Origin of the sequence: Marinicella pacifica (assembly GCF_014636635.1) — a bacterium.
GTDB classification, from domain to species: domain Bacteria; phylum Pseudomonadota; class Gammaproteobacteria; order Xanthomonadales; family Marinicellaceae; genus Marinicella; species Marinicella pacifica.
On sequence record NZ_BMEO01000001.1, the window covers coordinates 288,788 to 314,086 of the forward strand.

A 25,299-nucleotide genomic window follows, 5' to 3' on the forward strand; every position below is an offset into this window, starting at 1 on the left:
TCAACTCATTATTGGTGATTTTAATCACCCTTCAGGATAATGATAATATGACCACAATCAATAGCAACAAACCAAGCAACAACGTTATCCACCAAGAATGCGTGCGCCAGGATTGGGCTGTTTTTGCTGGCTGTGGTGAGGTTTCATTCAGGGACTCGCTCAACATCACATTGCGGGGATGTGACGGACTGAATTTTGAAAAGCCTGAGTGACCGGGACATTCAACGCGCAATAACAAATCTTTATAGGCAATGCGATCACCGTTTTTGAGCCAGATATTTTCAACCGATTGGCCGTTGACCCGTATGGATTGGTTATTTGTCACCAGGGCCAGTTGTCCTTCGGACCGATAAATATGCCAACCATCCGCATGGTGAAAATGTGACTTAACAAATTGTCCGTTGTGAGCGCCGGACAAGGGTCTGATGCCAAACACGGATGAATGCTCATCGGCCGATTGCTGGTCTTCAAAGGCATCCGTTTGTTTAACGGTTTTGGGTATATAGTTATCATCCACTAAATACATTTTAATGTCTGAAACCTCAATACCATCACCGGCATACAACAAACAACCGTTTTCAATGCGTTCACCATTGACACGAATGGGTGCCGACTCGATCTTTAAAACATAACCGTAGCCTGTGTCGGTGATTGAAGCATGAACACCCCAGACTTCCGGCCGATTCAGCTGAACCTGACAGTCCTCATCATTGCCAATGCGCAACACACCTTTTAGAGGTATGTCAAAAGCTGCATCACTGTGTTCTATCGTTAACTTCATAGACCTGTGATTTTAGACTGATTAGAAAAAGAGTGCCAAACATTAAGCCACCAAAACGAAATAAAATAGCATATATTTGGGTTGAGGTGACTGATTCACACTAAAATTGTGACCCATTAGTCAGAATTGGTCTTTTCATTGGCTTTTTTCATAAATTTCAATAAAATAACTTCACAACCCTTGCTGACACCTCATCACGGTAAAGGTTTTCTTATTAGAACTCAGGGAAAAGACATTGTCATTGATGCATAGACAAATTATTTATTGGATTCTCTTTATTGTGATGTCTTTGCTGACGGCGTTCATCGTAACAAGACAACAAAGCGTCCAGTCAGATTTAAGCCAGCCGCTGTCGCCGATTAATGTGACCACCTCATTTGAAGTTTTACCGGGACTTTATTACCAATCCAATGGTCTTTTTCACCTCGATTTATCCGGGATCAACCACTTATCGCTGCCGTTAAAGAAATGGCCACTCACACCTTCCCAATACGCTTATCTGGTGATTAAGGATTTTCATGGTTATCAGCGCGTGCACCTTTATTTAACCGCAGAAATAGAGTCCGAAGGACAAGCAACCACATCTTACAGACAAAAACTTGTCAATAACGCCAACTCCATTAACACACTGGATTCAGTATGGTTGAAGACTGAAAACCTGTCCGATGTAAGACTGGTGATTGAAAAAAATGATGCCTTGGGTTTTTCTCAGTCCACTGACAATCAAATTGGCTGGTCGTCCATTCAGTTTATGTCCGATGATATGGTTTCTTCCACACAACAGATAACCGCCGGATTGTTGTCCTTCAATCCCTTGAGTTATGCGTCAATCAATATATACAACCTGGATAACAATGCCTCATTTCAAAAGTTATTGACCGTCATTGCGGTCAGCCTCTTTATTATGGTTGTCTTATATCTTATGCTTAAACCAAAGGCCGGTCATCTGATGGCCGGGGTTGTTTTATTGTGGTTGCTTGCGAGCATTCCTTACGGATTTAATTTTATTCATCAAAGTCAGTTTAATGAACAACGGTTTGCAGAAAACAGTCCATTTCTCAATCAGACTGATCGGCTTTTATTCGCCATGGCTGATGAAATTCAAAACATGATCGGTCAGCATGCAACACCGACAAAGGAAACCAAAATCATGATCATGGGTGGGGACGATTTCAGTAAAAAACGTTTGAATTTCCATTTATTAAACCACAACACGGGAATTATTGGCGACATAGAATCCTGGCAACAACGCCCTGCCGAATCGGACAGTTATGCTATTTTACTGCCACCATTTAATGAACTGTGTGATACAGAAGCGACCACCCCCGCAACGAACAGCATAGAAAACAGACTAAAAAACACCACCCGCTATTGTTTAAAACACCGATGAAAACACTTTTTTTCATTTTTGCTTACACCCTATATTTTATGTCGCTGGGCATTGGCTTCAGACTTGCGGTTATTAAGTTTATGGGAATTGATCTCCATAAGCGGCGCTTATCCAACTTATTGGCCCATGGTTTATTCACCGGATTGCTAATCCATGTGCTCATACTCAATCTGTTACAACTGTCAGGCAGCCACAACGCATTGGTTTTGAGCGTTATGGCTCTAATTTTTCTGGCTTGCGTGATTTATACGTTTTATGTCACTGTTAAAAGTGGGACTATTCACAATTCAACCCGTATTAACCACCAACAGGTCATCACCATCACAGCCATCATGTTGGCTTCCGGTGTTATGATTTACAACAGTTATTATGTGCCCAATTTGGCCTGGGACACCTGGACCGTGTGGGTTGCACGTGCCAAACAATGGTATTTTCATGGCTTGTCTGTGAATTTTGTGCAACCGCATGAATGGTTAAAATTAAACGAAAGTCTGCTTAATTTATCCTCACATTATCCCGACGGACTGTCATTGATTATCTATCCCATGTTATATGTCAGTGACACCGCCAAGCCCATGCTTTTGGGTTTGTATCTGGTTATATACGGATTTTTGGTTTTACTGATGTGCAATCGTTTACAGAAATTACAAGCACCTTTGACCACGCGGCTGTTTTTGGTGCTGGTCATGTACAGCACACCTCTAATGGTCAATCATTTGTTATTGCCGGGTTACGCCGATTTAATCATGGCGGTCTATATCTTGCTGATTATGTTGAGTCTGCTGGATTACAATGATATGCCCAAGCCCGCTTTACGCCTGGTCATTATCGCCTACGCATTGATGTTACCCATGATAAAACTGGAAGGTTGGGTCTGGCTTATGGTTTTTGTGTTTAGCCACACGTTTATTATGTGGTTTAACATAAGGCAGCGATTGCTCATATTGTCAGTCATGGCCGCTGTTTTTGTTCTTTGGTGGCTGACTGGTGGTATATCTTGGGACACCCCGTTTGGTCCGCTCATCATCACGCCGCAGGAAATTAATTTATTGAACAAGGCTTATGTGTCCTTTGCGTTCACCGATGTCAGCGGTGCGCTGATTGCCGGCTTATTATGGCAGTTTAACTGGTCTTTGCTGTGGCTTGGTCTGCCTTTTTTAGTGGTTTATATGGTGGCTTTTAAACACAACAAAGCCCAACAGGTAAGCCATTTGTTTTTTGGTCTGGCGCTGGCACTGATTATTAGCTTGTTTTATTTAACACCGGCCGCCAAATACGCGCTGGATTTTACCGCCATTAACCGCGTTATCCTGCAGTTGATGCCGTGTTATATCTTTCTTTTGTTTAGTTTACTGACTGTGTTCATTAATAAAGCCGGGTCAAGCTCATCAGACTGACCCGGCGCACCGTTTTTTATTTCAGATTTTCTTCACCTTGTTGAAACACGATATCAACCGGAATTCCGGCTTTGTGTATGGTGTTCAGGGCTTTTTCAAGTTGCGGGCTTTGCTGACCGTCCTGCTTAAACCAGTTTGCCACAGCCTGATAATCACCGTCACCCTGTAAGGTTAATATTTTATCGGATAAAGCGGCAATGGCGGCCGACATTTTTTCAGGGTTAACCGAATAATGTCCGCTTTGTTCATCATAATTAAATGCCCCCTGCTCAGCAAAATAATTAAAGCGCAATAAATTGGCAACACCGTGGGCTGAACTTGAACCAAAGCGCACTGAACGAAAGATACCGGCCATAAAAGTGGTGTAATAATCCATCAGCTCACCGCCCTCCAATTCACCCATTCGGTGAAGCTTTTCCACCATATACAAACCCAGAATGTCGGCTTTGCCCTCTTCCACGGCGCCGGCATACTCTTTTAAGGCAGCGCGGACAGTACCGGCTCCGTCCAGTGTGTTTTTGATACCCAAACCATGGGCCACTTCATGAAACATGGTGTTGGCAAAAAACGCCTCAAAGGTGATGTGCTTTCGTTGCTCAGGCACCACCAGTTCCCGGGCAATGGGTAACAGGATTTTCTCAAATTTAGCATGCATGGCGTTTTTTAATTGCAAACGCCGGGTGCCCTTTTCCAACTGCACCTGCTCATCATTGGGTAAATTAATGGCAATGGTTTTGCTGCCGGCATTGGCGTCACCGGCATAATACAGCGCATCATAGGCGTTTAAATCCGAATCAGTTCCGGGTGTTTCTTGTTTATATTGTTCCGCCACCGGTAATTCAGCCTGTAACTGCGGTAAAAACTGAGCGTATTTGGCTAACTTTTTGCTCCATTGTTTATCTTTTATAAGCACAAAAGCTTCATAGGCCGCTTTATACCCGAATAACTGATCTTCATAAGTCTCAATGGGTCCGATAACCACATCAACGGCATTGTTTTTCATATCAAGCCAGGCCCGATCTGAGGCTTGGTACTCATCATTTAACAAGGCCTGGGCTCGTAATTGTAAGTAGTTTTTAAAGTCATCGTCCTCAGCTAATTTGGCGGCTTTGCGTAAATAATCAGCGGCTTTGGATACACGGTCCTGATAAGCCACATGGTAAGGAATAGCCTGTAAACGACCGTCCTCGTCGGTTCTCACCAAGGTGTATAAGTCTTTTAAAGCATCCGTTGCCTGTTCATCAAACTGTTCTTTGGTCATTTCCGGCGGATAAAACCGGGCGCCCGGTGGTTTTTGGCCGTAGCCTTCAATAAACGGCGCATCACCGTTTAACCGGTCCCATGGACCGTAATTGATTTCGGCGTATCGTCTTAATGCAGGGTCCTCAATACTGTCCAGCAAATCGTCTTTATCACCATAACTTTGCAACCAAAACAAATCATCCATGACTTTGGCTGCCTTGATGAGGTAAGACAACATTTTTTGTTGATTTTCACTGAGGTGACTCAGATCAGAAGTCAGCGTAAAAGGTGCATATTTGGCCAATAAGGACGCGCCTTCACTTTTGTTAATTGCCTTTTTCATGTCCTCGGGTTTGGGGTCATGTTGATAGGCGACTTCTTTTACGGTTATTTCTTCGGCTGCTACCGGCTGATTAATTTCAGATTGATCTGTCTCTGATGACTGCTGACAGGCACCCAGCAGCAGTATCAAAGGTATCAGGAAAAGTGTGTTTTTCATGGTGATTTCTCCGTACATATTTCTTTATATATTGGACTCAGTGCCGCAGCGGTTTGCTCGATGCTTAATGCAAATTTAACCGGCTGTTGCATGATATTTTGATAATTATGCCGAATCAACTGCAATTTTTCGACCAAATCATTCACTTCCTGGTAATTAAAGGTGAAACCTCTTTCATAGTGTTCGGCCAGCCAACGCATTCCTGAACCGGGTGTGTCTGCCGCCAGAATGATTTTATGGCGCGCCATGGCCTCCAATAACACCATGCCGTAAGACTCAGCACGGTCATTAGAAGCCAAACACAGCACATGGCAGCCACCCAACAGCCGCTCCTTTTCGGTTTCGGAAACTGGTCCGGTTAAATGGATTTGGTCAGTTAATTTCAGCTTGTGAATAAGTCGCTGCAAATCCTGGTGCAAGTCTCCGCCACCTGCAATGGTTAAGTGCATATCCGGTAACTGTTGCATGGCATGGATTAACATGCGGTGGTTTTTGTAAAAACTTAAACGCCCAAGAGTTAATATCTGCATGGGTTTTTTATTCAGGGTCAGTGGCTTTGGCAGCAGGATGTGTTGGGTGTTCAGACCCAAAGGCACAACCATGACATGTGGCCGGAATTGTTGTAATCGGTGCGATTTTTTTATGTATTCCGGGGTGCTGATCAGTATTTTTCGGCTGTTTTTGAGTAACGCTGTTTCAAAGGGCTTTATACACCCATATATAAAACGCAGCCACCTTGATGCGCGCTCGGTTACCATGTCCGAATGCCAGCGCAGCACCCAGGGTACTTTTTTGGCCGATCGGTTGATCAATAACATAAATAAACCGGGATTGGGCACATGCAGATGAATAACATCAACCGATTGCTGCCGTATCAGTCGCTTCACTTGTCTGTTCAAACCCAGCATCAATGGGGTAAATAAAACCGGGCGCAGACAGGCTTGCCGGATCAGTGTCAAACCCGGCATGGGCTGTTCTGTAACGGTGTTTGATTTAATACCGTGCCAATGGTGGTTATGCACCAGAACCGCGACCTGATGGCCTTGTTTAACCTGGGCTTCAGCCAAATCACGCAAATAGGTTTCCATGCCGCCATGGTATGGCGGATAAAATTTGCCGATATGCAAAATGTTCATGCCTGAATCAGTCGGCTTTACCGCCGGGTGACTTGTCCTTTTCTGACGCTTCCAAGCCTGCTTCAAGCATCGCCAGACGTTGTGTCAGTCGCCTGATTTTTTGTTCCTTACGGGAAAGCGCCAGATCCATGGTCAACATGCGTATAAGGATAAAACTGATGGCCAGAACCAGTAATAAGGTGGGTGGGTAGGTGATACCGACGTGCAAAGCCACCCAGTCAATGATTTTCGGAAACGAAGATAATACGATGGCAATAACAGCCACCATCAGCCACCAGGTGGCATAAGGACCGTGTAATTTGCCTTTACGCACCAAATAAAGGATGCTGATCGACAGCAGTGCGCCGATGATAAAAATGGTGAGGGTGGTCATTGTGATTTTTTGGCTCCAATATTGGCAATGCACAAAGTGGTGGTCTGCAACATATACTTAAAAACCACCACCCATGAACTGAAAACCCGTGATTTGCCGTCCTGTCGAAGGGCCATTTTAACAGGGATTTCCTTGATTTTTAAGTCTGAACGCAACAATAACAACAACACACCCACATCCTGATAATCCAGCAAGCTCGCTGTTTTATCTGCCAGCACTTTGATGGCTTGTTGGTTATAAACCCGAAATCCCGAGGTAAGGTCTTCAATCCGAATGCGTGAAATTAATTTAAAAAAACGCCAAGCTATTTTCTTTAAGCGACTGACCCGATGCGGACAGGTACCTATAATCACATCACCATGCTGATCTGAGATAGCCCGCAGTATTCGGCTTATTTCTTCAGGCAGATGCTGGCCGTCAGCGTCCATGGTCAGCACATAGTCATAGCCATGTCGTTTGGCATAGCGAATACCGGTTTGGGTGGCACCCCAGGCCCCCAGTTGAATTGACAAACGCAAACAGGCCAAACCATAATTTCTGACAACCTGAAACGTATCATCCGTACTGAAATCATCCACCACCAGAATATCAGCGGTCACTGCTTGTCGCAGTTTAGGCAGTAACTGCGCTAAATTACCGGCTTCATTAAACGCCGGAATCACAATCAAGGTCTTCATTGCGGCCGGCTTGCGGTACAATACCGTTGTTTAAGCAATGGTTTGGCTGACTGGTTTTTTTGGTGCATATTATTCCTCAATTCATATGACAGACGACATTTTAACCGTTCATGACTTGTTTTACATCAAAGGTGGTGGAGAACGGTTGGTGATGACCTTGTGTGAACATCTTCCGAGCGATCTATTGACCGCCGAAACAGGTGAAAATAGCTTTGATATCAATCAGTTAAAATCAAAGGTCTATAACTTGAATGCCCTGGGCAGAATACCGGGGATTAAAACCTGGCAGCTGGCAAAAGCCTTTAAAAAACCTTTACCCGTTCAAAGACACTATCTGAACATCATTTACAGTGGTGTCGCCGCACCTTTGGCTCAGTGTCACTTTAATCAAGCCAACAATGTATTTTATTGCCACACGCCGCCACGTTTTGTCTATGACAAAAAGAATCATTACCTAAAAAGCCTGCCTGTTTGGCAAAGACCCGCTTTAAAAGCATTGATTCGCTGGTTCAGACCGCAGTACGAGGCCGCCGTTAACAATATGGAAGTGATCATCGCCAATTCCCGGCACATTCAACAACGGATTAAGCAACACCTCGATAAAGAAGCTCAAGTGGTGTATCCACCTTGTGATACCGATTATTTTAACTGGCAATCGCAAGGTAACTATTATTTGTCTTTGGGTCGCCACGACCCGCTCAAACGTATCGATGTGATAATCGAAGCTTTTAAAGCCTTGCCGGATAAACAACTGGTGGTGGCTTCCGGTGGCAGCCAAAGCAATCAACTGAAAAAGTTAGCGGCCGGACATAACAATATTCGTTTTACCGGCTGGTTAGATGAACCCCAATTACTGGATTTACTGGGCAATTGTCTGGCCACAATTTATATTCCTGAAGATGAAGATTTTGGCATGACTCCGGTGGAATCCATGGCTGCCGGTAAACCCGTTATTGCCAGCTGTCAAGGCGGCATCAAAGAAACTGTTATTGACCAAGAGACCGGTTTATTGATCAGTGGCTCAAACCTTAAAGAAAAACTCATTCAGTCTGTCCAATCCCTCACACCCAACAAAGCCGCCGCCATGCGAATGGCCTGTGAAGCCCGAGCTGAAGTTTTTAATCGGCAACGGTTTATCGAAGGCATCAAACAATTTTTAAAATAATTGCGACCTTTTATTCACTTGAGTCGTCTTATTAACTAACCGGATTAAATTCAATGACAGAGACGAAGTGAGCCCTTTTAAACACAACATTAATACACAAACCCACCAAGGGCTGCTCAGGCGGCAACAAAAAGCCTGTCGTCAAGTGTATGATCAGTTTGCCACACCGGTTTATAACCTCGCCTACCGGCTGTTACAAAACCCGGAAGATGCCCAGGACATCAGCCAACAAAGTTTTATCACCGCTTTCAACAAAGTTGAACAATGGTCTGAACAGGTGGCTTTTGGTTTCTGGCTCAGACGAATCGTGATTAACCAAGCGCTGGATTTATTGAAGAAACAGACGCCTGAAATGTATGCCAGTGACACCGCACAGGCACCGGATGACTTAGCCGATCCTCAAAGTCTGACCTATGACCACCGCCACGACGCCAACCATTACTTACAACATCTATCACCGATGATGCGCAGTGTTCTGTGGCTGTATGAAGTCGAGGGATTGACCCATCGGGAAATCGGTGACTTATTTAATCGCAGCGAGAGTTTTTCAAAATCCCGTCTGGCACGGGCAAAACAACAGCTGAATCGGATTATGAACAAACAAACCCCACAGGTGAAACAGCTATGAACACCCCTTTTAATTTCAGCCAATGGCTTAAACAACAAGAACCGGTGACACCGCCTACCGATGATTTTGCGTTCATTTATCAACAAATCAAAGCACCTAAAGCCGGTCATAAACACATCATTCCATGGGCACTGGCAGCCACTTTTACCCTGTTAATCATCAGCCTTATGATGTTTAAACCGACTCTGAATTCAACTGATATACCCGCCAGCAATAGTCAGTTGGCTCAGCTGAAACAACACATTCATGCGCTTGAACAAAATCTGCAATCTGACGCCACAGCGCCGGTGAGTCAACCCGGTTCAGCGCAATTGGAAAACCAGGTTCAGCTGGAACAGTGGCTGGCAATTATCAATGCCAAACTGGAACAGAAGCATAATCCACACCAGCAACAACAGTTAATGCAAGCCAAACGTTCGGTTTTACAGCGCTTGGCCCCGATAAACCAATCAATTGAACTTATTTAACCACAGGAGCTTACCATGAAAAATTTGATTATTTCAGCCTTATTACTTGCCACGGCAACAGCCTGGTCACAGCAGAACCAGCAACTTGATATCAACACTGAAATTGAAGACGGTCAGGGCCGTGTCATTATCATTCAAGATAAAGACGGCAAACCGAATAAAATTGAAGAATCCTTTGAAGTCAATGACGACACCAATGTGGATCAGGTGATTGCCGATATCTTGGAGAAACACAACATTGAAGCCCCCATCCCGCCAACAGCACCGGCGCCACCGCATCATACCTGGGTCAAACATCTTGAAGATGTTGATGTTGAAATTATTGATGACACGGCCATTATTACCATTCAACAAGATAACAACGGTTCAGTCCGGGTTATTGAGGAAAAATTACATTTGGATGATGATGAGGATCTTGACCCAATGATTGATCAGATCATGAAAAAACACGGAATAGAATTTGATTCTGACGCCAAACGTCAAGTGATTCAAATTGACCGAAATTATTTTAATAACATCGAAATTGAAGGCGCTTACTATGGATTTATGGCCTCTGCAGAAGAAGCCGGTTGGCAGGTTTTAACCGTCATTCCAGACAGCGGTGCTGACCAGGCCGGTTTGATGGAAGGCGACTTAATCATTGCCGTGGACGGACAAAAAACCGGCGCCGGTGGTATTGAACTAAAAAACCTGACCAAACAAGCCAAAGCGGGCGAACAATCTAAATTTAAAATCATTCGTGAGGGCAAAACAAAAACATTAAAAATTATTCCCCAAAAACGCACATTAAGTGATGCTGTACTGCCCCCGATTCCACCCATTCCACCCACTGTCGGTGGTTTATATGAAATCATCACCATGGATGGTGATGGCATCATGTCACCCCACATTATCATGCGCCATAAAAAACTTCAAAGTTGGCTGGGTGAACAACATCAATTCATTGCCGTTAATCCGGGACTGGAAACGTATTTTGGAACAGATAAGGGCGTTTTAATCGTCCATGTCGATGCCAACAACAAACTGGCACTGGCGGAAGGTGATGTGATTTTGTCCATTAACGGCGAACAAGTGACCACGCCTAAGCAAGCGGTCAAAGCTTTGTCAGCTTTAAAATTAAGCGATGGATTTAACATCGAAGTGATGCGTAAAAAAGAAAAAATATCTATCGCATCCTAAATCATCTTGCGATAGAATACCGCTTCTTTGGTGAGCGGCTCCGCTCACATCCCAAATCAGCGGGCGCGTAGCTCAGCGGGAGAGCACTTCGTTGACATCGAAGGGGTCACTGGTTCAATCCCAGTCGTGCCCACCACTGATTTCCCTCGTTCCCATGCTCCAGCGTGGGAATGCATACCGAAATTTCCTGCAACAAAATTAACAACAAACGAAAAATATTTTGCGCCTGATAAATACGCGCGACCACGCCGGAGCGTGTGAGCGAGAGAACACATAACAAAACTCTCATATCCGACGTCCTCGGACTTGATCCGAGGACGAAGCAATTTGTTTTGTCAAAGTCATCCAAGCACATCCGGCACATGCACCTGGCCTGACATCAGGATTCGGGCGCTGCGGCTCATAATCACTTTATTGACTTGCCATAGACCATCTCGCCTGGACACTTCAGCGCCCACTTTGAGGGTTCCTGAAGGATGACCAAAACGCACTTCTGTGCGATCACCGCCACCGGCCGCTAAATTCACCAAAGTGCCTGGTATGGCTGAAGCCGTGGCTATCGCCACAGCGGCGGTACCCATCATGGCATGGTGCAATAAGCCCATGGATAAAGCCCGGACATTTAAATCGATATCATCATCACTAATGGACTTACCACTGGATGAGGTGTAACTCTTCGGCGGTGCCACAAAGGCGACTTTCGGTGTATGTTGACGGTCAGCGGCTTCTGCGATGTCTTGAATCAAGCCCATTTTCACCGCACCATGCGCACGAATGGTCTCAAACATCGTCAAAGCGTCCTGATCACCATTGATATCACCTTGTAATTCAGTGCCGTGGTAATCAATGGCCTCGGCATTCAGAAATATGGTTGGAATACCGGCATTAATAAAAGTGGCCTCAAAGGTACCGACTCCGGGCACTTTTAAAGTATCCACCAGTTGACCCGTTGGAAATAGTTCTGCATCACCCACCGGATTAACAAATTCAACCTTCACTTCGGCCGCCGGAAAAGTCACACCATCGAGCTCAAAATCACCGGTTTCCTGAACTTGTCCATTGGTCATCGGTATATGCGACAGTATGGTTTGTTTGATATTGGCCTGCCAGATTCGTACAACCGCCACACCATCAACAGGCACTTTATCAACCAAACCGGATTTAATCGCAAAGGCCCCCACCGCTGCGGTTAAATTCCCACAGTTGCCGCTCCAATCCACAAAAGCTTTATCAATAGCCACCTGGCCAAACAGATAATCCACATCGTGATCAGGCTGACTGCTTTTCGATAAAATCACGGTTTTACTGGTACTGGAGGTGGCACCACCCATGCCATCGGTGTGCTTGCCATATGGATCGGGACTGCCAATCACCCGTAATAACAGACGGTCACGGGCTTCACCGGGCACTTGCGCCGCTTGGGGTAAATCTGTGAGATTAAAAAAAACGCCTTTAGAGGTGCCACCGCGCATATAGGTGGCCGGGATTGTGATTTGGGGTTTGTGATTCATGGGTATATATTATTTAAATAAAATTAGTGAGAAACCAACGCCTTATATTTTTCCAATAACGCTTGATCTGCTTGTTGCCAGAAATCACCGGCTTTCAATTTGAGTTCTTGCATCAAACTCAAGGCTTTGATGTGATTGCCTTTGGTATGGGCTGCAATGGCCCGGTATTTCTGGTACGGGTAAATAAAAGGCTTGAGCTTGGCTGTTTGTTGCACATTCTCAGCCAACTTATGGGTGTTATGGATCACATACAAATCATTAAGTTTGTTCATGACCCGCACCATCTGATCAAAACGCCCTGTCTTCTCAGCCGCTTTAAGCGCTGTTAGATAATGTTGTTCGGCTTTATCTGACTGCTGTAACAGCCTGGCCACATCGCCATGATAGATGTCAATTAATTCAATGTCAGCAGCTGATAACATGTCTAAATAATGCCGGCTTGCTTCAATATCCTGATTAAATAACGCCAGCATAAGCTCGGCTTCTGTGCGCACCGGGTTAACCGACTCATTGTCCTGTTCCCGGACAAGTTGCGACAATAAATTAAACGTGACTTCTGCCTGTACCGGGTTTTGTTGATACAGATTGATTTTTATTTGATGCAAATATGCATTGGCTGCCAGATTGTACAGTTCTTGTTCTGTTGACATGACAACAACCTGTTCCCATTGCGATAAAGCTGATTTAAAACGACCGGTTTTTTGGTACAGCGTCGCCAGTTTTTCTTGATTACTAATGATGGCATGGGGATTATTGATGGTTGTGGCATAGGACAGGCTCTCTTTAACCAAAAGTTCAGCCCGATTCAGTTCGTTGGTCTGTAATAGAAAACCGGCCAATCGGCTTTTGGCCTTCATTTCATAACGCTGATTGCCCGATGTTTGAAAAGCTTTAATCGCTGATTGTGATTTTTCAATGGCCAGCGGCAGGTTGTTCAGGTCGGCAGCCACTTTGGCATAAGTATTCATGAGTCCGCCATATCCGGGGTGCTGATCAGACATGCCGGGTAATTCAAGCGCCAATAACAAGCGTTGCTCAGCCTGCAGGTGTTGTTGGTTGTTGCTGTATAAAATCGCCTGGTTAACATAGATGGCCGCCATCGCATCAAAATTTCGGTTGGCTTTGGCATGCTGCAACGCCGAATCATAGGATGCGTTGGCGGCCTCAGGGTTGTCAAGCAGATTGTAGGTAATGCCTTTAGCCACGGACACCCGAAATACCATCCAGGAATCCTGGCTGTTAATGGCATTGAGTATGCTGATGGCTTTTTTCAGATTACCTTGTTTACGTAAGGCGATGGCCATTTCATACCAGGCCAGTTTGAAATCAGCATCCTGCTCTGTGGCTTGGGTAAAATGCATTAGAGCGGCTTCCGCATCCCCGTTGATTTGTAAAGCCAAACCCCTGAAATAGCTCAATAATGCCGTTTCATGTTCAGTAAAAACATGCGGGTCGATGGTTTGTTGCGCTGTTTCCAGGCCATCATACCGCGCCAGCCAGGCAGCTATTTGTGGGAATAATTCGGTTAATTTGTCAGATTTAAACCGGTTTTGAGCCATTTGACCATCATTGTATGAAAGACTCACATCCGCATAGTAACTTTTTAAACGGTTGTCATTGGCCGGTTGCTGGTCAAGATCAATCCGGACACTCCATGGAACCTCATCGCGTGTCAACACATCCAGAATAATATGCGGTTTTTGCGTTTCACTGGTTTTGACCCGGTGGCTCTTTTGTAACATAAGATTGGGGTATAAATGCAATAAATACCCCAGGTAGGCACTGCCACCATGCAACAACCAGTCGTTTTTTGCTGACGACTTGAATGGTGATGCCGGGATGTTCTCAGGTGGTGCAATCCCTGCATCAATGTGAATGGTGGATTTATTAACTTGATAAATTAATACCCAAGTACCCAATGACAAAATGGCCATCAGCAATACGGCAACAAGCCAGGTTTTAGATTTAATGGGTTTATTGACAACGGTCTGATCAGAATCAAGTGAACGAATGGTGGGTAAAAACCGAATACCCTGGCCATAAACCGCTTCAATGTAGTCACCTTCACGGTATTCATTGAGACTTTTGCGGAGTTTTAAGATACATTGATCAATGGTGTTATTGGTGACCACGCGGCCTTTCCAGACATGCTCGATGAGTTCATCGCGCGAAATAAGCCTGTTGGGATTTTGCAGCAGATAAGCTAAAAGCTCATGATTTTTTCGGGTTAACTCAACCACTTCACCCTGGAATGTAAGGATTTTCTGATTCAAATCGTATTTAAAATCAGAAAAACAGTCTATTTTCATGCGGTGTGGGTGGTTGTTGTGTCATGTCTAAATTTTAGCATCGACGTTAACAACGACGCAATCATTCCGTTCAACCCATTTAAACACTTGAGGCATTAAGAATTAAGTATGAATTCAGACTCTGCTCAGGATTGCTTAGTGGCGATTGTTTATGCTGAATTTATTTAATCAGAGAGTAAATAATGCGTATTATTTTAGGCTTAATTTGTTTAATCAGTTTGCCGGCCGGAGCGGCCACCATTGTCGTCAATACCGATGATTTGACGGTGGTTGCCGATGATGGTTTATGTACTTTAACCGAAGCAGTGGATGCCGCCAATCTTAATGTGGCCAGTGGTTTATCCGCCGGTGAATGCATGGCTGGCGACCCTTATCCGGCGGTGGATGACATCACCTTTGATTTAGGACTTTTTCCGGGCTATTTTTTCCCCTTTGCACCTTTTGAATTGAATGAGCCAGTGCGTGTTATTGGCCCGGGGGCTGACATCATGTCGCTGTCGAGTATCGCCAACACACGGGTATTTGTTGTTCAGAATATGCAAACCAATGCCACATTCGAAATCAGTGGCATGACTTTTGAGTTTAATCATTTGCGTGAAAATTTTTCACAATACGGTGGCGCTTTGCTGGTGTCTTTATCCGCAGGCAGCGAACTGTTGCTGGATCATTTGAACTTTTATCAGAATTCATCTGAAGTTGGCGGTGGCGCCATTGGAATTTATGGCGGCAATGATAATTTAATCACCATCAGAAACAGTACATTTGAAGCCAATAACACCACCAACTATAACACCACAACACCCGTTGGCGGCGGTGCCATATTTATTGGCGCCAACCAAAACGTGGTGATTGAAAATTCAAGTTTTTATGACAATTTTAATGCCCATTCACCCTTAACCCAACCACAAAGTGATGCCGCCGGCGGTGCCATTTTAGTGCGTTCTAATCAAACAGTGCCGACCACGGTCAGCATTGAACGCAGCACTTTCTCTAATAACCACACCACCGGTGTCGGCGGTGCGATTGCGTTAGGTGGCCCGGGTTATCCGTCAGAGTGGACACAACTGACGTTAAAACACAGCACGCTCACTTTAAATCAGGCCGACAGTAATGACGATCAAACCGGCACACTGGGTAGTGGCGGTGGCCTGTGGTCATCATCGGCAAATTCCACCAACATTTTCAACAGCATCATTGCCTTAAACACGGATTTATCACAGATGCCGGATAATGATTTAAATGCCCCTATGAATACTTTTGGCTATAACTTAATTGGCAACAATTCCGGTGCTGCAGGCACGTTTCCGGCCGGCCAACCCAATCCAAATAATGACTGGGTGGGTGTGCCTTTTGCAGAACTGGATCCTATGTTAGAGCCTCTGGCAGATAATGGCGGCCCCACCTTAAGCCATCTACCGGAGCCCAACAGCATCGTGCTTGATCAGGGCAAATGCAACAGCCAAACCATGGATCAAAGACATTTTCACAATCCATCAACAAACTTCAGAACCTATGACATACCGAGTATCAATAATGCCCTCAACGGCTGTGATATCGGCGCGGTTGAGCTCAGTACAGACAGCAGCAATCCAATACCGGTGACGGTCGATGACAGCTATAACCTTCTGGAAGACGTCATATTTACAGTGTCCGAACTGAACGGCCTGTTAGCGAATGACACAGATAATGATACTTTAATCATCAGTGATTCGGGTTCAGTTAATGTGACCGGCGGTGATGTTGATGGATTGCTTGAATTGTCCGCTAACGGTGCTTTTCAATTCACCGGCATCGAAGCGGATGCCAACGGTCAAACGACCTTTACCTACTGGGCTACTGACGGCTTTAATGCCGACCAGGCCACCGTCACACTGGATATTCTCCCGGTTAATGATCCACCGGGTTTTCAAGCACTCAGTACAAACCTGGTCAGCCAGACCGGCGTGCCCCATGTGATTACCGGCTGGGCAACACATATCAGTCCCGGGCCGGTTAACGAATCCGGTCAGACACTGAACTTCATTGTCAGTGTGGTCAATGGTCCGACCGGCTTTTTCAATCAAATTCCCACAATCAATGCCAACAACGGCAACCTGACCCTGGATCTGCAAGCCAATGCCACAGGAACCGCTGAACTCAGTGTTATTTTACAAGACAGTGGTGGTACTCAAAATGGTGGTCAGAATCAATCGGCACCAGTCACCCTGTGGATTCAGGCCGATGATGTTATATTCCGTGATGGTTTTGAGCCGTAAGGCGGGTATCGATCTGAACATAAAGGAATTTCGGACAGTGGATGCCATCCACTGTCCGATTTTAAACACACGCTTGGCGCGGATTGCTAAAAGTTAATTATCAAACCCATCGATAAATATAATGTCATTGGGGTCAACAAAATAAGCAGTCAGGGTTTTGGCGCGATCCATGGTGACTTGACAGGGGTTTGTGTCATCCTGACAGTGGCCAAAATCCATCTGCCAGCCTGTAAAAGTGGCACCGGTTGATGCGTTTGCCACCAGTGTGAGTTCCGTGCCCAAAGAAAAGTCATAATGACAGTCGCTGCTGCAATTGATGCCTGAGGTGCCGGACACTGTCCCTGCGCCCACGACCTGAATATGCAAATCCAAATCCGGACCGCCTTGCTGATACAAATACATATCCAGATGCCCGGGATGATTGTCCACCCCTGAAAAATTGGGGCCGTAAGCACTGAAAGTGACGCCGATTAACGGTGGATTAAGGGCTTCATCTTCGACCACAGTCACCAAGTTATTCACCGAATCATCCGTGTGGTCGCCTTGCGGGGTGACACTGATGATTTTCGGGGTTTGGGTAACTATGTCAAACAGCACCGCATCTTCTCGAAAATCATCATCGCCTGCAAAATCCACGCCAACATAGGTTTCATCCTCATAAACATAGCTGATATACCGACCGCTTTCTGAAACACTCGGCAGCATGGAATAGTTTTGTCCATAAAGCGGCAGTCCAGATTCATTTTTACTGGCCAGATGCAGCAATGTGTTAACCCGATCATAGTACAAAATCTGACCGGTGCCGGCCTGGCTGTAATCATCTGATGTTAAATTATCGGCCTGGGTAGAAAACACAATGGTGGAAGCATCTTCTGAAATACGTGGATAATCAGACCGTTCATTGGCCTCAACACCAGCCGGTGTTTGACTGACACGTGTGATGGTGCCCGATGGCACTTTTTTCATAAAAATATCTGGACGGTTATTGGTGTCAGCGGGTACCAGATTATCTGCTTCTGACTCAAAAACCACCCAGGTATTATTACCTTGACCGCCAATATCCGGAAACTCACCACCGGCCGCCATACCATCCAGTCCCTCGCTGATTAGACTGATGACTTGAGAAACGGGGTCATATAAATAGACATCATATTCGCCGTTACTGTCATTGGCGGCAATGTCTTTGCTGGTATAGAAAACCACCACACCGTCATTATTAACACGACCCGAATACCCTTCATCAATTTGTGTAAACACATCGTTTAATCGATCATAGAGAAATATATGGTTACTGCCCAAATCAATCAGCCCACCGGGTTGAAAGTAATCTGAGTTCACGACCACATAACGACCGTTTGCGGATATATCCGAAGCACTGGATTTTAGGGCCACTAAATGGTGACTGTTATCACTGCGATCCAGGCGATATAAATGTGAAGTGTTGGGTTCAACCGAATCTGCCGTTAAATTATACGATTTTGTGTGATATAAGACCGTTTGCTGATCACTGCTGAGATAGCCACCATAGACAGCTTCGATGATGGTATGTGGATTAAAGGCAGGTTCTGTTAATTTTTTAAATTGCTGCTGCGCAAATCGATAGGCAAATACTTCGGGATGTAAGATCGAAACCGGTTCATTGCTTAAATCTGAGGCAGTGGACACAAACGCCAAACGACTGCCATCCAGAGACAAACTGGGCTGGGTGCTGGATGCATTGGCCGTTTCATTGCTGTTATTCACTGTGACCACCGTTAACTGACCACTTGCCGTGTCATAAGAAAACAAATCACCGGTCTCGTTATTGTCATTGTTGACCAATTCAGAAGAATAACTGCTGAACACGATGCGGGAACCGTCACCGCTGATAACCGGCACCGGTGAAGCATCACTGACTTCGTTTCCGGCTGGCGTTAGGTTAATACGCTGAATATTTGTGCCGTCATAATAAAATAAATCCGACAGGCCATTGGTGTCGTTCACGACAATGTCTGACTGTGACGTTTTAAAGGCCACCGTACCAATATTACTCACAGAACCCGACGGTGAAAAGTCATCAAAGGCCGAGGAATCACCGCTGGGTGTGACATTAACGAGTTGGGTGGTGCCTGTGTTCATATCCCGCAGGAACAAATTATCTCTTGAATTATTGATAACATCGGCCGTTAAGTTATGGGCTTCACTACTCATCAGAATATACCGGCCATTCGGCGAAACAGAGGCTAAACTGCTGGTATCATCCGCGGCACTCAAGCCGTCTTCAGAGACACTGATCAGTTCATAGGTGTCTGTGAGTAAATCCTTGCGATAAACCTGCGCTCTGGAGGCGCTGAAGTTCGGGTCAATGTCATCATAAGTACCAAAGGTGATGTATCGGGCATCATCGGTTAAGTGCACCCCACCGGTCGCTTCGAAGTAGTCACCCGCGCCATAGACACTGAGGTTGGTGACCTGGCCGGTGACCATATCTTTGAGGTATAAATACTCATCATTCCACAGCCCACTGCCATTGGGTAAAGCGGCACTGCCGCTTGCAAAAACAATAAAGCGACCATCTGAAGTGGGCGCACTGAATGCACTGCCGATAAAATTTATTTGTGCGCCGCTTTGAGTACTGGTGACCAGTTTAATTTCACCGGTCACCAGATCTTTTAAAAAAATATCGCGCTCATTGTTGGTGTCATCAGGTATTAAGTTTGTGGCATAAGAAGAAAAACTAACATACCTGCCATTGGTGGATATTTTGGGCGAGCTGCTGTAATGATTAATGACAGGACCAATATCAGCATCCGGCTGCGCCAACCAATGGAGCGCTTGTCCCTGTGCTGATAAACTCACCATTAAAGCCATTAAAATAAAACCGCTTAATCTCATCTTTTTCATAGTTTAAATTTCCAATAGTACGAACCATTAATCATACGTTTTAAGTATCCTTGAATAATGAAGCCATGCTGAATTCATGCTTAATTATTAATTATTTCAAGAAATTGCCATTGGGAAGGATCTGTTATTCAAACCCATTGATAAAAATAACATCGGACTCAAAAGCACCGCGATCCACGGCTGTACCAATGATTCGGTCATTGCCAATAATGTCATAAACTAGTCCCGCCGCAATGGCTTGTGCATCACTGCCACTGTTAACGGCGGGGCTGTCTGATTCTAAGCCAATAACGGTTAACAGCTGACTTATTTTAAGTCGTGGATTAATGGGTTCTGCTATAGTGCCAACCAGATTGCCATTGTCATGATCGATGACGCCAAACAAGCTGCCGTTATTAAGCCCGATTAAGTTATAACTGCTGGCCTCGTTCAAATCTGCAGAAATATCATCATCATCCGTACCTGCCTCACGATTATCTGCAACAATGTTGTTATGCAACAATAAATTATTATCAATACCCGAGTAAATGCCACCTCCGGCTGTTTGTGCTCCGCGTAAGACTAAATCTAATCCGGCATCATTTTTGGCTATGGTTGAATTAACCATTACAATGGAGTCCATATCTTGGCTGTTGGTATATAGAGCGCCACCACTCTTTAAAGCCTTGTTTTTATAAAATATGCTGTTGCTTATGGTGGCATTGCCTTGAGTTAATACATACAAAGCACCTCCGTTGTTATCAGCGTCGTTATGATTTAGCTCTGTGTTTTTAATCACGATTGACTGATCGGTATAAATGGCGCCTCCATGAGCATCTGCATAGTTATGACTTAAATAGCTGTTTTCAATGGTTACAGTTTGTGCGCCTGAATCAATAAAAATGGCACCGCCCAACCCTAAACTTGATGTCCCGGGGTTGTTATCACTGGCGTCGTTGAAACGAAATTTACTGTTTTCTATCAAGGCATCCAATGCACCTGACTGAAAAGCGATGGCCCCGCCATTGACCGCTTTATTAAATGAAAATGAGCTGTTTTTAATTTCTAATTGACCATTGTCATCCACCACCACGGCACCGCCACGTCCGGCGCTGTTTAAAGGTGTTTCGCCATCAGATAACGTTAAATCATAAAGCCTGAGTCTGCCACCATCATTTACCTGGAAGTGGCGCAGACCCAAAGCCTCAATGGTAATGTCAGCCTCGGGTGCACCCGGTAGTGTGCCCTGAATCGTTATGGTACTGTCAATTCCCAATGCAGAAGGGCTACTCTGGGTTTGATAGTTAAACTGATCGCCAATCAAACCTAAAATAATGGTTGTGTTTAACCCTGGATTGACTGTCGTAATGTTCTCATCAAAACGAATCAGATCATGGCCAGGAAAATTCACTTCATCATTCGCCTGTTCGACCGCAGAGCGCAAAGTCTGAATGGTATAAACGTCCGGACTGATTTCAGCAATGACAGTGCCACCGCTGAGATCCAAATCAGTTTGCACCACAAACTCGGCGGCATGTGGTGAATTTATCAGCATTAAGATAAATATCGCACTGATAAGCAACTTATGTTTTACTGTTATTTGATTCATTGTTTTTTCCGTTAAATTTTTAATTTTTTTGTTTTACTGAAATTTGACCTTATAAATTCAATTCCAAATGATTGCGGATAAAATTATTAAAGCCAATCAAGCGATTACTCCCCGTCCTCTAAAGTCATTAGCATTTAAAGAACATGGTTCATATTAAATGAGATTAACTGCAATATTTTGTGAGCACTCAATAATTAACAATGAATTAATCATGAATTCATAATTGACCCAGAATTTCATGTTTTTTTCAGGTATAAAAAAAGCCGCTGAATAAAAGCGGCTTTAAAAGGGTTTAATTAAGATGTTTTTAAAACAGACCCGTCGTAACGCATAAAATCAATGGCAAATGATAGGTAATCATAGGATGTGTGACAACATGATGCTTATTCCAATCGTTTTGATAAATGTCTAATGATATCTCGTTGCTCATGAACAACTGCAATAATGATTGGTGTTTTGGTTTTATAAATGTAAAAAATAAAATGGTATCGGTATTTAGTCACGAAAACATCTGACATTCGATTGGAGAATGATGTTTTAATGACTTCTTGATTGGCAATGGCTTTGAATTTATCTTTTAATCCATTTCGATATTCATGAAATATTTTTTTCACCCCAATTGGAAAGCGTATATTCAGCAATTTCAATTAAATCGTGTTTAGCCTCTTTTGATATCAAATACTGACTCAAAACTCAGCCTTGCTTTAAAACATCATTAAAAATAGAATCCACAGAATCAGAAGTCAGTTCTCCTTTTCGTGCAGATTCTATTCTTGGTCTTAAAAAAGCCTCAAGCTTTTGCAGGGCTTCTTGCTCAGACAAGGCTGGCAATGTTCTTTTTAAAACGTAGTCTTTGATGGTTTCACCCTGTAAAGCCGCAGCCACTTTTAGAAGCTGATGCTGTTCAGGGGTTATTTCAATTGATAATCGCATGACTGAAATAAATTTATCTTAATAAAACTAAATTATACCTAATTCACAGCAGCTGTACAAATGTCACATTTGTTGTCGAGTTAAAAGACAACTCAAATCTTAAGAGACTCAACCAAAAAAGCCGTTAATCAATAACGGCTTTAATCTGGGAAACTTAGTTAATTTTGCTAAACGGTTAGTTCATCACGCATAAAATCATTGGCAAAGCGCTGTAAGATGCCGCCTTCGTTATACGTAACAACTTCATCGGCGGTGTCTAATCGGCAAATAACCGGGATTTCGACTTGCTCGCCATTTTTACGGTGCATTATGACCGTCATTTCAGCGCCTGATTCAATATCACCTTTAACGTCGTAAGTTTCACTGCCGTCGATATCGTAGGTTTTGCGTGACTCTCCATCAATAAATTGTAACGGTAAAACACCCATACCAATCAGGTTGGTGCGGTGAATCCGCTCAAAGCCTTCGGCGACAATGACTTCGACTCCGGCCAGGCGTACACCTTTGGCGGCCCAGTCACGGGAAGAGCCCTGACCATAGTCTTTACCGGCAATAATAATGAGGGGCTGTTTGCGTTCCATGTAGGTTTCAATGGTTTCCCACATGCGCATTTCTTGACCTTCGGGTTCTAACCGCGCCAGTGAACCTTGTTTAATCTCGCCCTGTTCGTCTCGCACCATTTCATTCAATAATTTGGGATTGGCAAAGGTGGCACGTTGCGCTGTTAAATGATCACCGCGGTGGGTGGCATAGGAATTAAAGTCTTCCTCAGGGAGACCCATTTTATGCAAATACTCACCGGCGGCACTGTTCATTTGAATGGCATTCGATGGCGATAAATGATCGGTGGTGATGTTATCACCGAGCACCGCCAAAGGCCGCATGCCGGTCATGGTGCGTTTTGCCGCCAGTGCACCTTCCCAATAGGGCGGACATTGAATATACGTGGATTTGGGGTTCCAGGCATATAAAGGTTCCGTGTGTTTACGCAGGATGTCTTCGATGTTAAACATCGGCTCATACACTTTTGTAAAATGCTCAGGTTTCACACTTTGTTTAATCACCGCATCAATTTCTGCATCATCCGGCCAAATGTCTTTGAGCTTAATGGCATTACCATCCGCATCATAGCCTAAAACATCTTTTTCAATGTCAAAACGGATTGAACCGGCAATGGCATAAGCCACCACCAGGGGTGGTGACGCCAGGAAGGCCTGATCAGCCTGAGGATGAATACGACCATCAAAGTTTCGGTTACCCGATAACACCGCGGTCGAATAGAGATTTCTCTCTTCTATTTCCCTGTTGATTTCCGGATCTAAGGCACCACTCATGCCGTTACAGGAGGTACAGGCATAGCCAACGACACCGAAGCCTAAGTTTTTTAATTCAGGTAATAATTTGGATTCTTCTAAATACAAAGTCACGGCTTTGGAACCCGGCGCCAGGGAGGTTTTCACCCAGGGTTTTCGCGTTAAACCGAGTTTATTGGCATTTCTAGCAATCAATCCGGCAGCAATCATATTGCGGGGGTTACTGGTGTTGGTACAACTGGTAATGGCAGCAATGATACAAGCACCATCGGGCATCTCATCACCTTCAGCTGAATAATCACCGGTGATGCCATGCTCGGCCAGGTCATTGACTGAAACCCGGGCATGCGGATTCGATGGTCCGGCAATATTACGACCCACTGACGATAAATCAAAGGTCAGAACCCGTTCATATTGTGCATTTTTCATGCCATCAGACCATAAGCCGGTTTGTCTGGCGTAGTTTTCAACCAATTTTATTTGCGCTTCCTCTCGACCGGTGAGACGTAAATAATCGATGGTCTGTTGGTCAATATAAAACATGGCGGCAGTGGCGCCGAATTCCGGGGTCATGTTAGAAATGGTGGCTCGGTCACCCAGGGTTAAACTGTCAGCACCTTCGCCATAAAATTCAATATAAGCCCCGACTACGCGTTCATTACGCAGAAACTCAGTGATGGCCAGAACGATATCTGTACTGGTGATACCGGCCTGAGGTTTACCGGTTAAATGCACGCCGACAATATCCGGTAAACGCACATAGGACGGGCGCCCCAACATCACACTTTCTGCCTCTAAGCCACCGACACCCACGGCAATGACGCCTAAGGCATCAACCATGGGTGTGTGACTGTCGGTACCGACCAGGGTATCGGGAAACGCCACACCGTCCTGGGCTTGAATCACCGGCGACATCCGTTCTAAGTTTATTTGGTGCATAATGCCATTACCCGGCGGCACCACATTGACATTCTCGAAGGCGGTTTTACACCAGTTAATAAAATGAAATCGATCTTTGTTTCGATGTTCTTCTATGGCGCGGTTTTTTTCAAAGGCATCCTTTTCAAAACCGGCATGTTCCACCGCCAATGAATGGTCCACAATTAACTGCGTCGGCACCACAGGATTGACTTGTTTCGGATCACCGCCTTTTTTGGCAATCGCTTCGCGCAAACCGGCTAAATCCACAAATGCCGTTTGTCCCAAAATATCATGACACACCACCCGCGCCGGATACCAAGGAAAATCCAAATCCTGCTTACGTTCAATAATTTGCTTTAAAGAATCAGTTAAATCTTCCGGTGGACATTTGCGCACTAAATTTTCTGCCAGTACTTTTGAGGTGTACGGCAACTGTTCATAGGCACCCGGTTGAATCGCATTCACCGCCTCACGGGCATCAAAAAATTCCAAATCGGTATTTGCTAGCTTTTTGCGGTATTTTTGATTCATCTTGTTCATTCCGGGATCCGTTAAAAACGCGGTATTTTAACGGTTTACGAACCAAACAACCAGTCACAAACTTATCCACGTCGCTGATTTTACTTTTGCATTCAGAAGGTTTAGACTAATT

The 25,299-nt window shown here is 44.7% G+C and carries 18 protein-coding genes and 1 tRNA gene; 8 read left to right on the forward strand and 11 right to left on the reverse strand.

Annotated elements, in window-relative coordinates:
* Positions 1-31: 31 nt before the first annotated feature.
* Positions 32-781, reverse strand: a complete 750-nt coding sequence (locus IEV16_RS01255; protein WP_188363843.1) for an FHA domain-containing protein — start codon at positions 779-781, stop codon at positions 32-34.
* Between the two features lie 244 nt (positions 782-1,025).
* Here IEV16_RS01255 and IEV16_RS01260 point away from each other — a divergent pair, with 244 nt between their 5' ends.
* Positions 1,026-2,171, forward strand: coding sequence for a hypothetical protein (locus IEV16_RS01260; protein ID WP_188363844.1), 1,146 nt, complete (start codon positions 1,026-1,028; stop codon positions 2,169-2,171).
* An 80-nt stretch (positions 2,172-2,251) separates the two neighbouring features.
* On the forward strand, positions 2,252-3,568 hold the full coding sequence (locus IEV16_RS01265) for a hypothetical protein (RefSeq protein WP_188363845.1): 1,317 nt from the start codon (positions 2,252-2,254) through the stop codon (positions 3,566-3,568).
* A 16-nt stretch (positions 3,569-3,584) separates the two neighbouring features.
* On the opposite strand, the gene IEV16_RS01270 is transcribed toward IEV16_RS01265, so the two are convergent.
* Genes IEV16_RS01270 through IEV16_RS01285 form a run of 4 tightly spaced genes read right to left on the reverse strand, consistent with a single transcriptional unit; the run spans position 3,585 to position 7,495 of the window.
* The gene (locus tag IEV16_RS01270) at positions 3,585-5,309 is read right to left on the reverse strand and encodes a DUF8614 domain-containing protein (protein WP_188363846.1); all 1,725 of its coding nucleotides are present in this window, start codon (positions 5,307-5,309) and stop codon (positions 3,585-3,587) included.
* Complete coding sequence (locus tag IEV16_RS01275) at positions 5,306-6,445, reverse strand: glycosyltransferase (protein WP_188363847.1); 1,140 nt, start codon at positions 6,443-6,445, stop codon at positions 5,306-5,308. Before IEV16_RS01275 ends, IEV16_RS01270 begins: the two co-directional genes overlap by 4 nt.
* A 7-nt stretch (positions 6,446-6,452) precedes the next feature.
* Positions 6,453-6,818 (reverse strand): DUF2304 domain-containing protein, encoded by a 366-nt coding sequence (locus IEV16_RS01280; protein ID WP_188363848.1) that lies wholly within the window; start codon positions 6,816-6,818, stop codon positions 6,453-6,455.
* Positions 6,815-7,495 carry a glycosyltransferase family 2 protein gene (locus IEV16_RS01285; protein WP_188363849.1) on the reverse strand — a complete coding sequence of 227 codons (681 nt, stop codon included), beginning with the start codon at positions 7,493-7,495 and terminating at the stop codon, positions 6,815-6,817. The genes IEV16_RS01280 and IEV16_RS01285 overlap by 4 nt, the downstream gene beginning before the upstream one ends.
* A gap of 85 nt (positions 7,496-7,580) precedes the next feature.
* Here IEV16_RS01285 and IEV16_RS01290 point away from each other — a divergent pair, with 85 nt between their 5' ends.
* The 5 genes from IEV16_RS01290 (at position 7,581) to IEV16_RS01310 (ending at position 11,070) form a co-directional block, all read left to right on the forward strand.
* The gene (locus tag IEV16_RS01290; protein ID WP_188363850.1) at positions 7,581-8,660 is read left to right on the forward strand and encodes a glycosyltransferase; all 1,080 of its coding nucleotides are present in this window, start codon (positions 7,581-7,583) and stop codon (positions 8,658-8,660) included.
* Positions 8,661-8,727: 67 nt separating this feature from the next.
* Positions 8,728-9,288: an RNA polymerase sigma factor gene (locus IEV16_RS01295; RefSeq protein WP_188363851.1), complete on the forward strand. Its 561-nt coding sequence runs from the start codon at positions 8,728-8,730 to the stop codon at positions 9,286-9,288.
* A complete protein-coding gene (locus IEV16_RS01300) occupies positions 9,285-9,755 on the forward strand; it encodes a hypothetical protein (RefSeq protein ID WP_188363852.1) in 471 nt (156 codons plus the stop codon). Before IEV16_RS01295 ends, IEV16_RS01300 begins: the two co-directional genes overlap by 4 nt.
* 15 nt (positions 9,756-9,770) lie before the next feature.
* On the forward strand, positions 9,771-10,934 hold the full coding sequence (locus tag IEV16_RS01305) for a PDZ domain-containing protein (RefSeq protein ID WP_188363853.1): 1,164 nt from the start codon (positions 9,771-9,773) through the stop codon (positions 10,932-10,934).
* 61 nt (positions 10,935-10,995) lie between these two features.
* A tRNA-Val gene (locus IEV16_RS01310) sits at positions 10,996-11,070 on the forward strand.
* A 205-nt stretch (positions 11,071-11,275) separates the two neighbouring features.
* Here the strand turns inward: IEV16_RS01310 and prpF are convergent.
* Positions 11,276-12,445, reverse strand: a complete 1,170-nt coding sequence (gene prpF / locus IEV16_RS01315; RefSeq protein WP_188363854.1) for a 2-methylaconitate cis-trans isomerase PrpF — start codon at positions 12,443-12,445, stop codon at positions 11,276-11,278.
* Positions 12,446-12,468: 23 nt separating this feature from the next.
* Positions 12,469-14,754 (reverse strand): winged helix-turn-helix domain-containing protein, encoded by a 2,286-nt coding sequence (locus tag IEV16_RS01320; protein WP_188363855.1) that lies wholly within the window; start codon positions 14,752-14,754, stop codon positions 12,469-12,471.
* Positions 14,755-14,936: 182 nt separating this feature from the next.
* Here IEV16_RS01320 and IEV16_RS01325 point away from each other — a divergent pair, with 182 nt between their 5' ends.
* Positions 14,937-17,009 (forward strand): cadherin-like domain-containing protein, encoded by a 2,073-nt coding sequence (locus IEV16_RS01325; RefSeq protein ID WP_188363856.1) that lies wholly within the window; start codon positions 14,937-14,939, stop codon positions 17,007-17,009.
* A gap of 93 nt (positions 17,010-17,102) precedes the next feature.
* On the opposite strand, the gene IEV16_RS01330 is transcribed toward IEV16_RS01325, so the two are convergent.
* The 4 genes from IEV16_RS01330 to acnD form a co-directional block, all read right to left on the reverse strand.
* Positions 17,103-19,892 (reverse strand): InlB B-repeat-containing protein, encoded by a 2,790-nt coding sequence (locus IEV16_RS01330; RefSeq protein WP_188363857.1) that lies wholly within the window; start codon positions 19,890-19,892, stop codon positions 17,103-17,105.
* 124 nt (positions 19,893-20,016) lie between these two features.
* On the reverse strand, positions 20,017-21,480 hold the full coding sequence (locus IEV16_RS01335) for a right-handed parallel beta-helix repeat-containing protein (protein WP_188363858.1): 1,464 nt from the start codon (positions 21,478-21,480) through the stop codon (positions 20,017-20,019).
* Positions 21,481-22,173: 693 nt separating this feature from the next.
* Positions 22,174-22,413 (reverse strand): type II TA system antitoxin, ParD family, encoded by a 240-nt coding sequence (locus tag IEV16_RS01340; protein ID WP_188363859.1) that lies wholly within the window; start codon positions 22,411-22,413, stop codon positions 22,174-22,176.
* 167 nt (positions 22,414-22,580) lie between these two features.
* The gene (gene acnD / locus IEV16_RS01345; RefSeq protein WP_188364008.1) at positions 22,581-25,178 is read right to left on the reverse strand and encodes a Fe/S-dependent 2-methylisocitrate dehydratase AcnD; all 2,598 of its coding nucleotides are present in this window, start codon (positions 25,176-25,178) and stop codon (positions 22,581-22,583) included.
* Positions 25,179-25,299: the final 121 nt, after the last annotated feature.

What these genes read in the sequence shown, in the direction of transcription:
- prpF (WP_188363854.1), bottom strand. Translation starts at nt 12,445, where the DNA reads ATGAATCACAAACCCCAAATCACAATCCCGGCCACCTATATGCGCGGT.
- acnD (WP_188364008.1), bottom strand. Translation starts at nt 25,178, where the DNA reads ATGAATCAAAAATACCGCAAAAAGCTAGCAAATACCGATTTGGAATTT.
- IEV16_RS01270 (WP_188363846.1), bottom strand. Translation starts at nt 5,309, where the DNA reads ATGAAAAACACACTTTTCCTGATACCTTTGATACTGCTGCTGGGTGCC.
- IEV16_RS01330 (WP_188363857.1), bottom strand. Translation starts at nt 19,892, where the DNA reads ATGAAAAAGATGAGATTAAGCGGTTTTATTTTAATGGCTTTAATGGTG.
- IEV16_RS01340 (WP_188363859.1), bottom strand. Translation starts at nt 22,413, where the DNA reads ATGCGATTATCAATTGAAATAACCCCTGAACAGCATCAGCTTCTAAAA.
- IEV16_RS01300 (WP_188363852.1), top strand. Translation starts at nt 9,285, where the DNA reads ATGAACACCCCTTTTAATTTCAGCCAATGGCTTAAACAACAAGAACCG.
- IEV16_RS01275 (WP_188363847.1), bottom strand. Translation starts at nt 6,445, where the DNA reads ATGAACATTTTGCATATCGGCAAATTTTATCCGCCATACCATGGCGGC.
- IEV16_RS01325 (WP_188363856.1), top strand. Translation starts at nt 14,937, where the DNA reads ATGCGTATTATTTTAGGCTTAATTTGTTTAATCAGTTTGCCGGCCGGA.
- IEV16_RS01285 (WP_188363849.1), bottom strand. Translation starts at nt 7,495, where the DNA reads ATGAAGACCTTGATTGTGATTCCGGCGTTTAATGAAGCCGGTAATTTA.
- IEV16_RS01280 (WP_188363848.1), bottom strand. Translation starts at nt 6,818, where the DNA reads ATGACCACCCTCACCATTTTTATCATCGGCGCACTGCTGTCGATCAGC.
- IEV16_RS01320 (WP_188363855.1), bottom strand. Translation starts at nt 14,754, where the DNA reads ATGAAAATAGACTGTTTTTCTGATTTTAAATACGATTTGAATCAGAAA.
- IEV16_RS01305 (WP_188363853.1), top strand. Translation starts at nt 9,771, where the DNA reads ATGAAAAATTTGATTATTTCAGCCTTATTACTTGCCACGGCAACAGCC.
- IEV16_RS01255 (WP_188363843.1), bottom strand. Translation starts at nt 781, where the DNA reads ATGAAGTTAACGATAGAACACAGTGATGCAGCTTTTGACATACCTCTA.
- IEV16_RS01265 (WP_188363845.1), top strand. Translation starts at nt 2,252, where the DNA reads ATGGGAATTGATCTCCATAAGCGGCGCTTATCCAACTTATTGGCCCAT.
- IEV16_RS01290 (WP_188363850.1), top strand. Translation starts at nt 7,581, where the DNA reads ATGACAGACGACATTTTAACCGTTCATGACTTGTTTTACATCAAAGGT.
- IEV16_RS01260 (WP_188363844.1), top strand. Translation starts at nt 1,026, where the DNA reads ATGCATAGACAAATTATTTATTGGATTCTCTTTATTGTGATGTCTTTG.
- IEV16_RS01335 (WP_188363858.1), bottom strand. Translation starts at nt 21,480, where the DNA reads ATGAATCAAATAACAGTAAAACATAAGTTGCTTATCAGTGCGATATTT.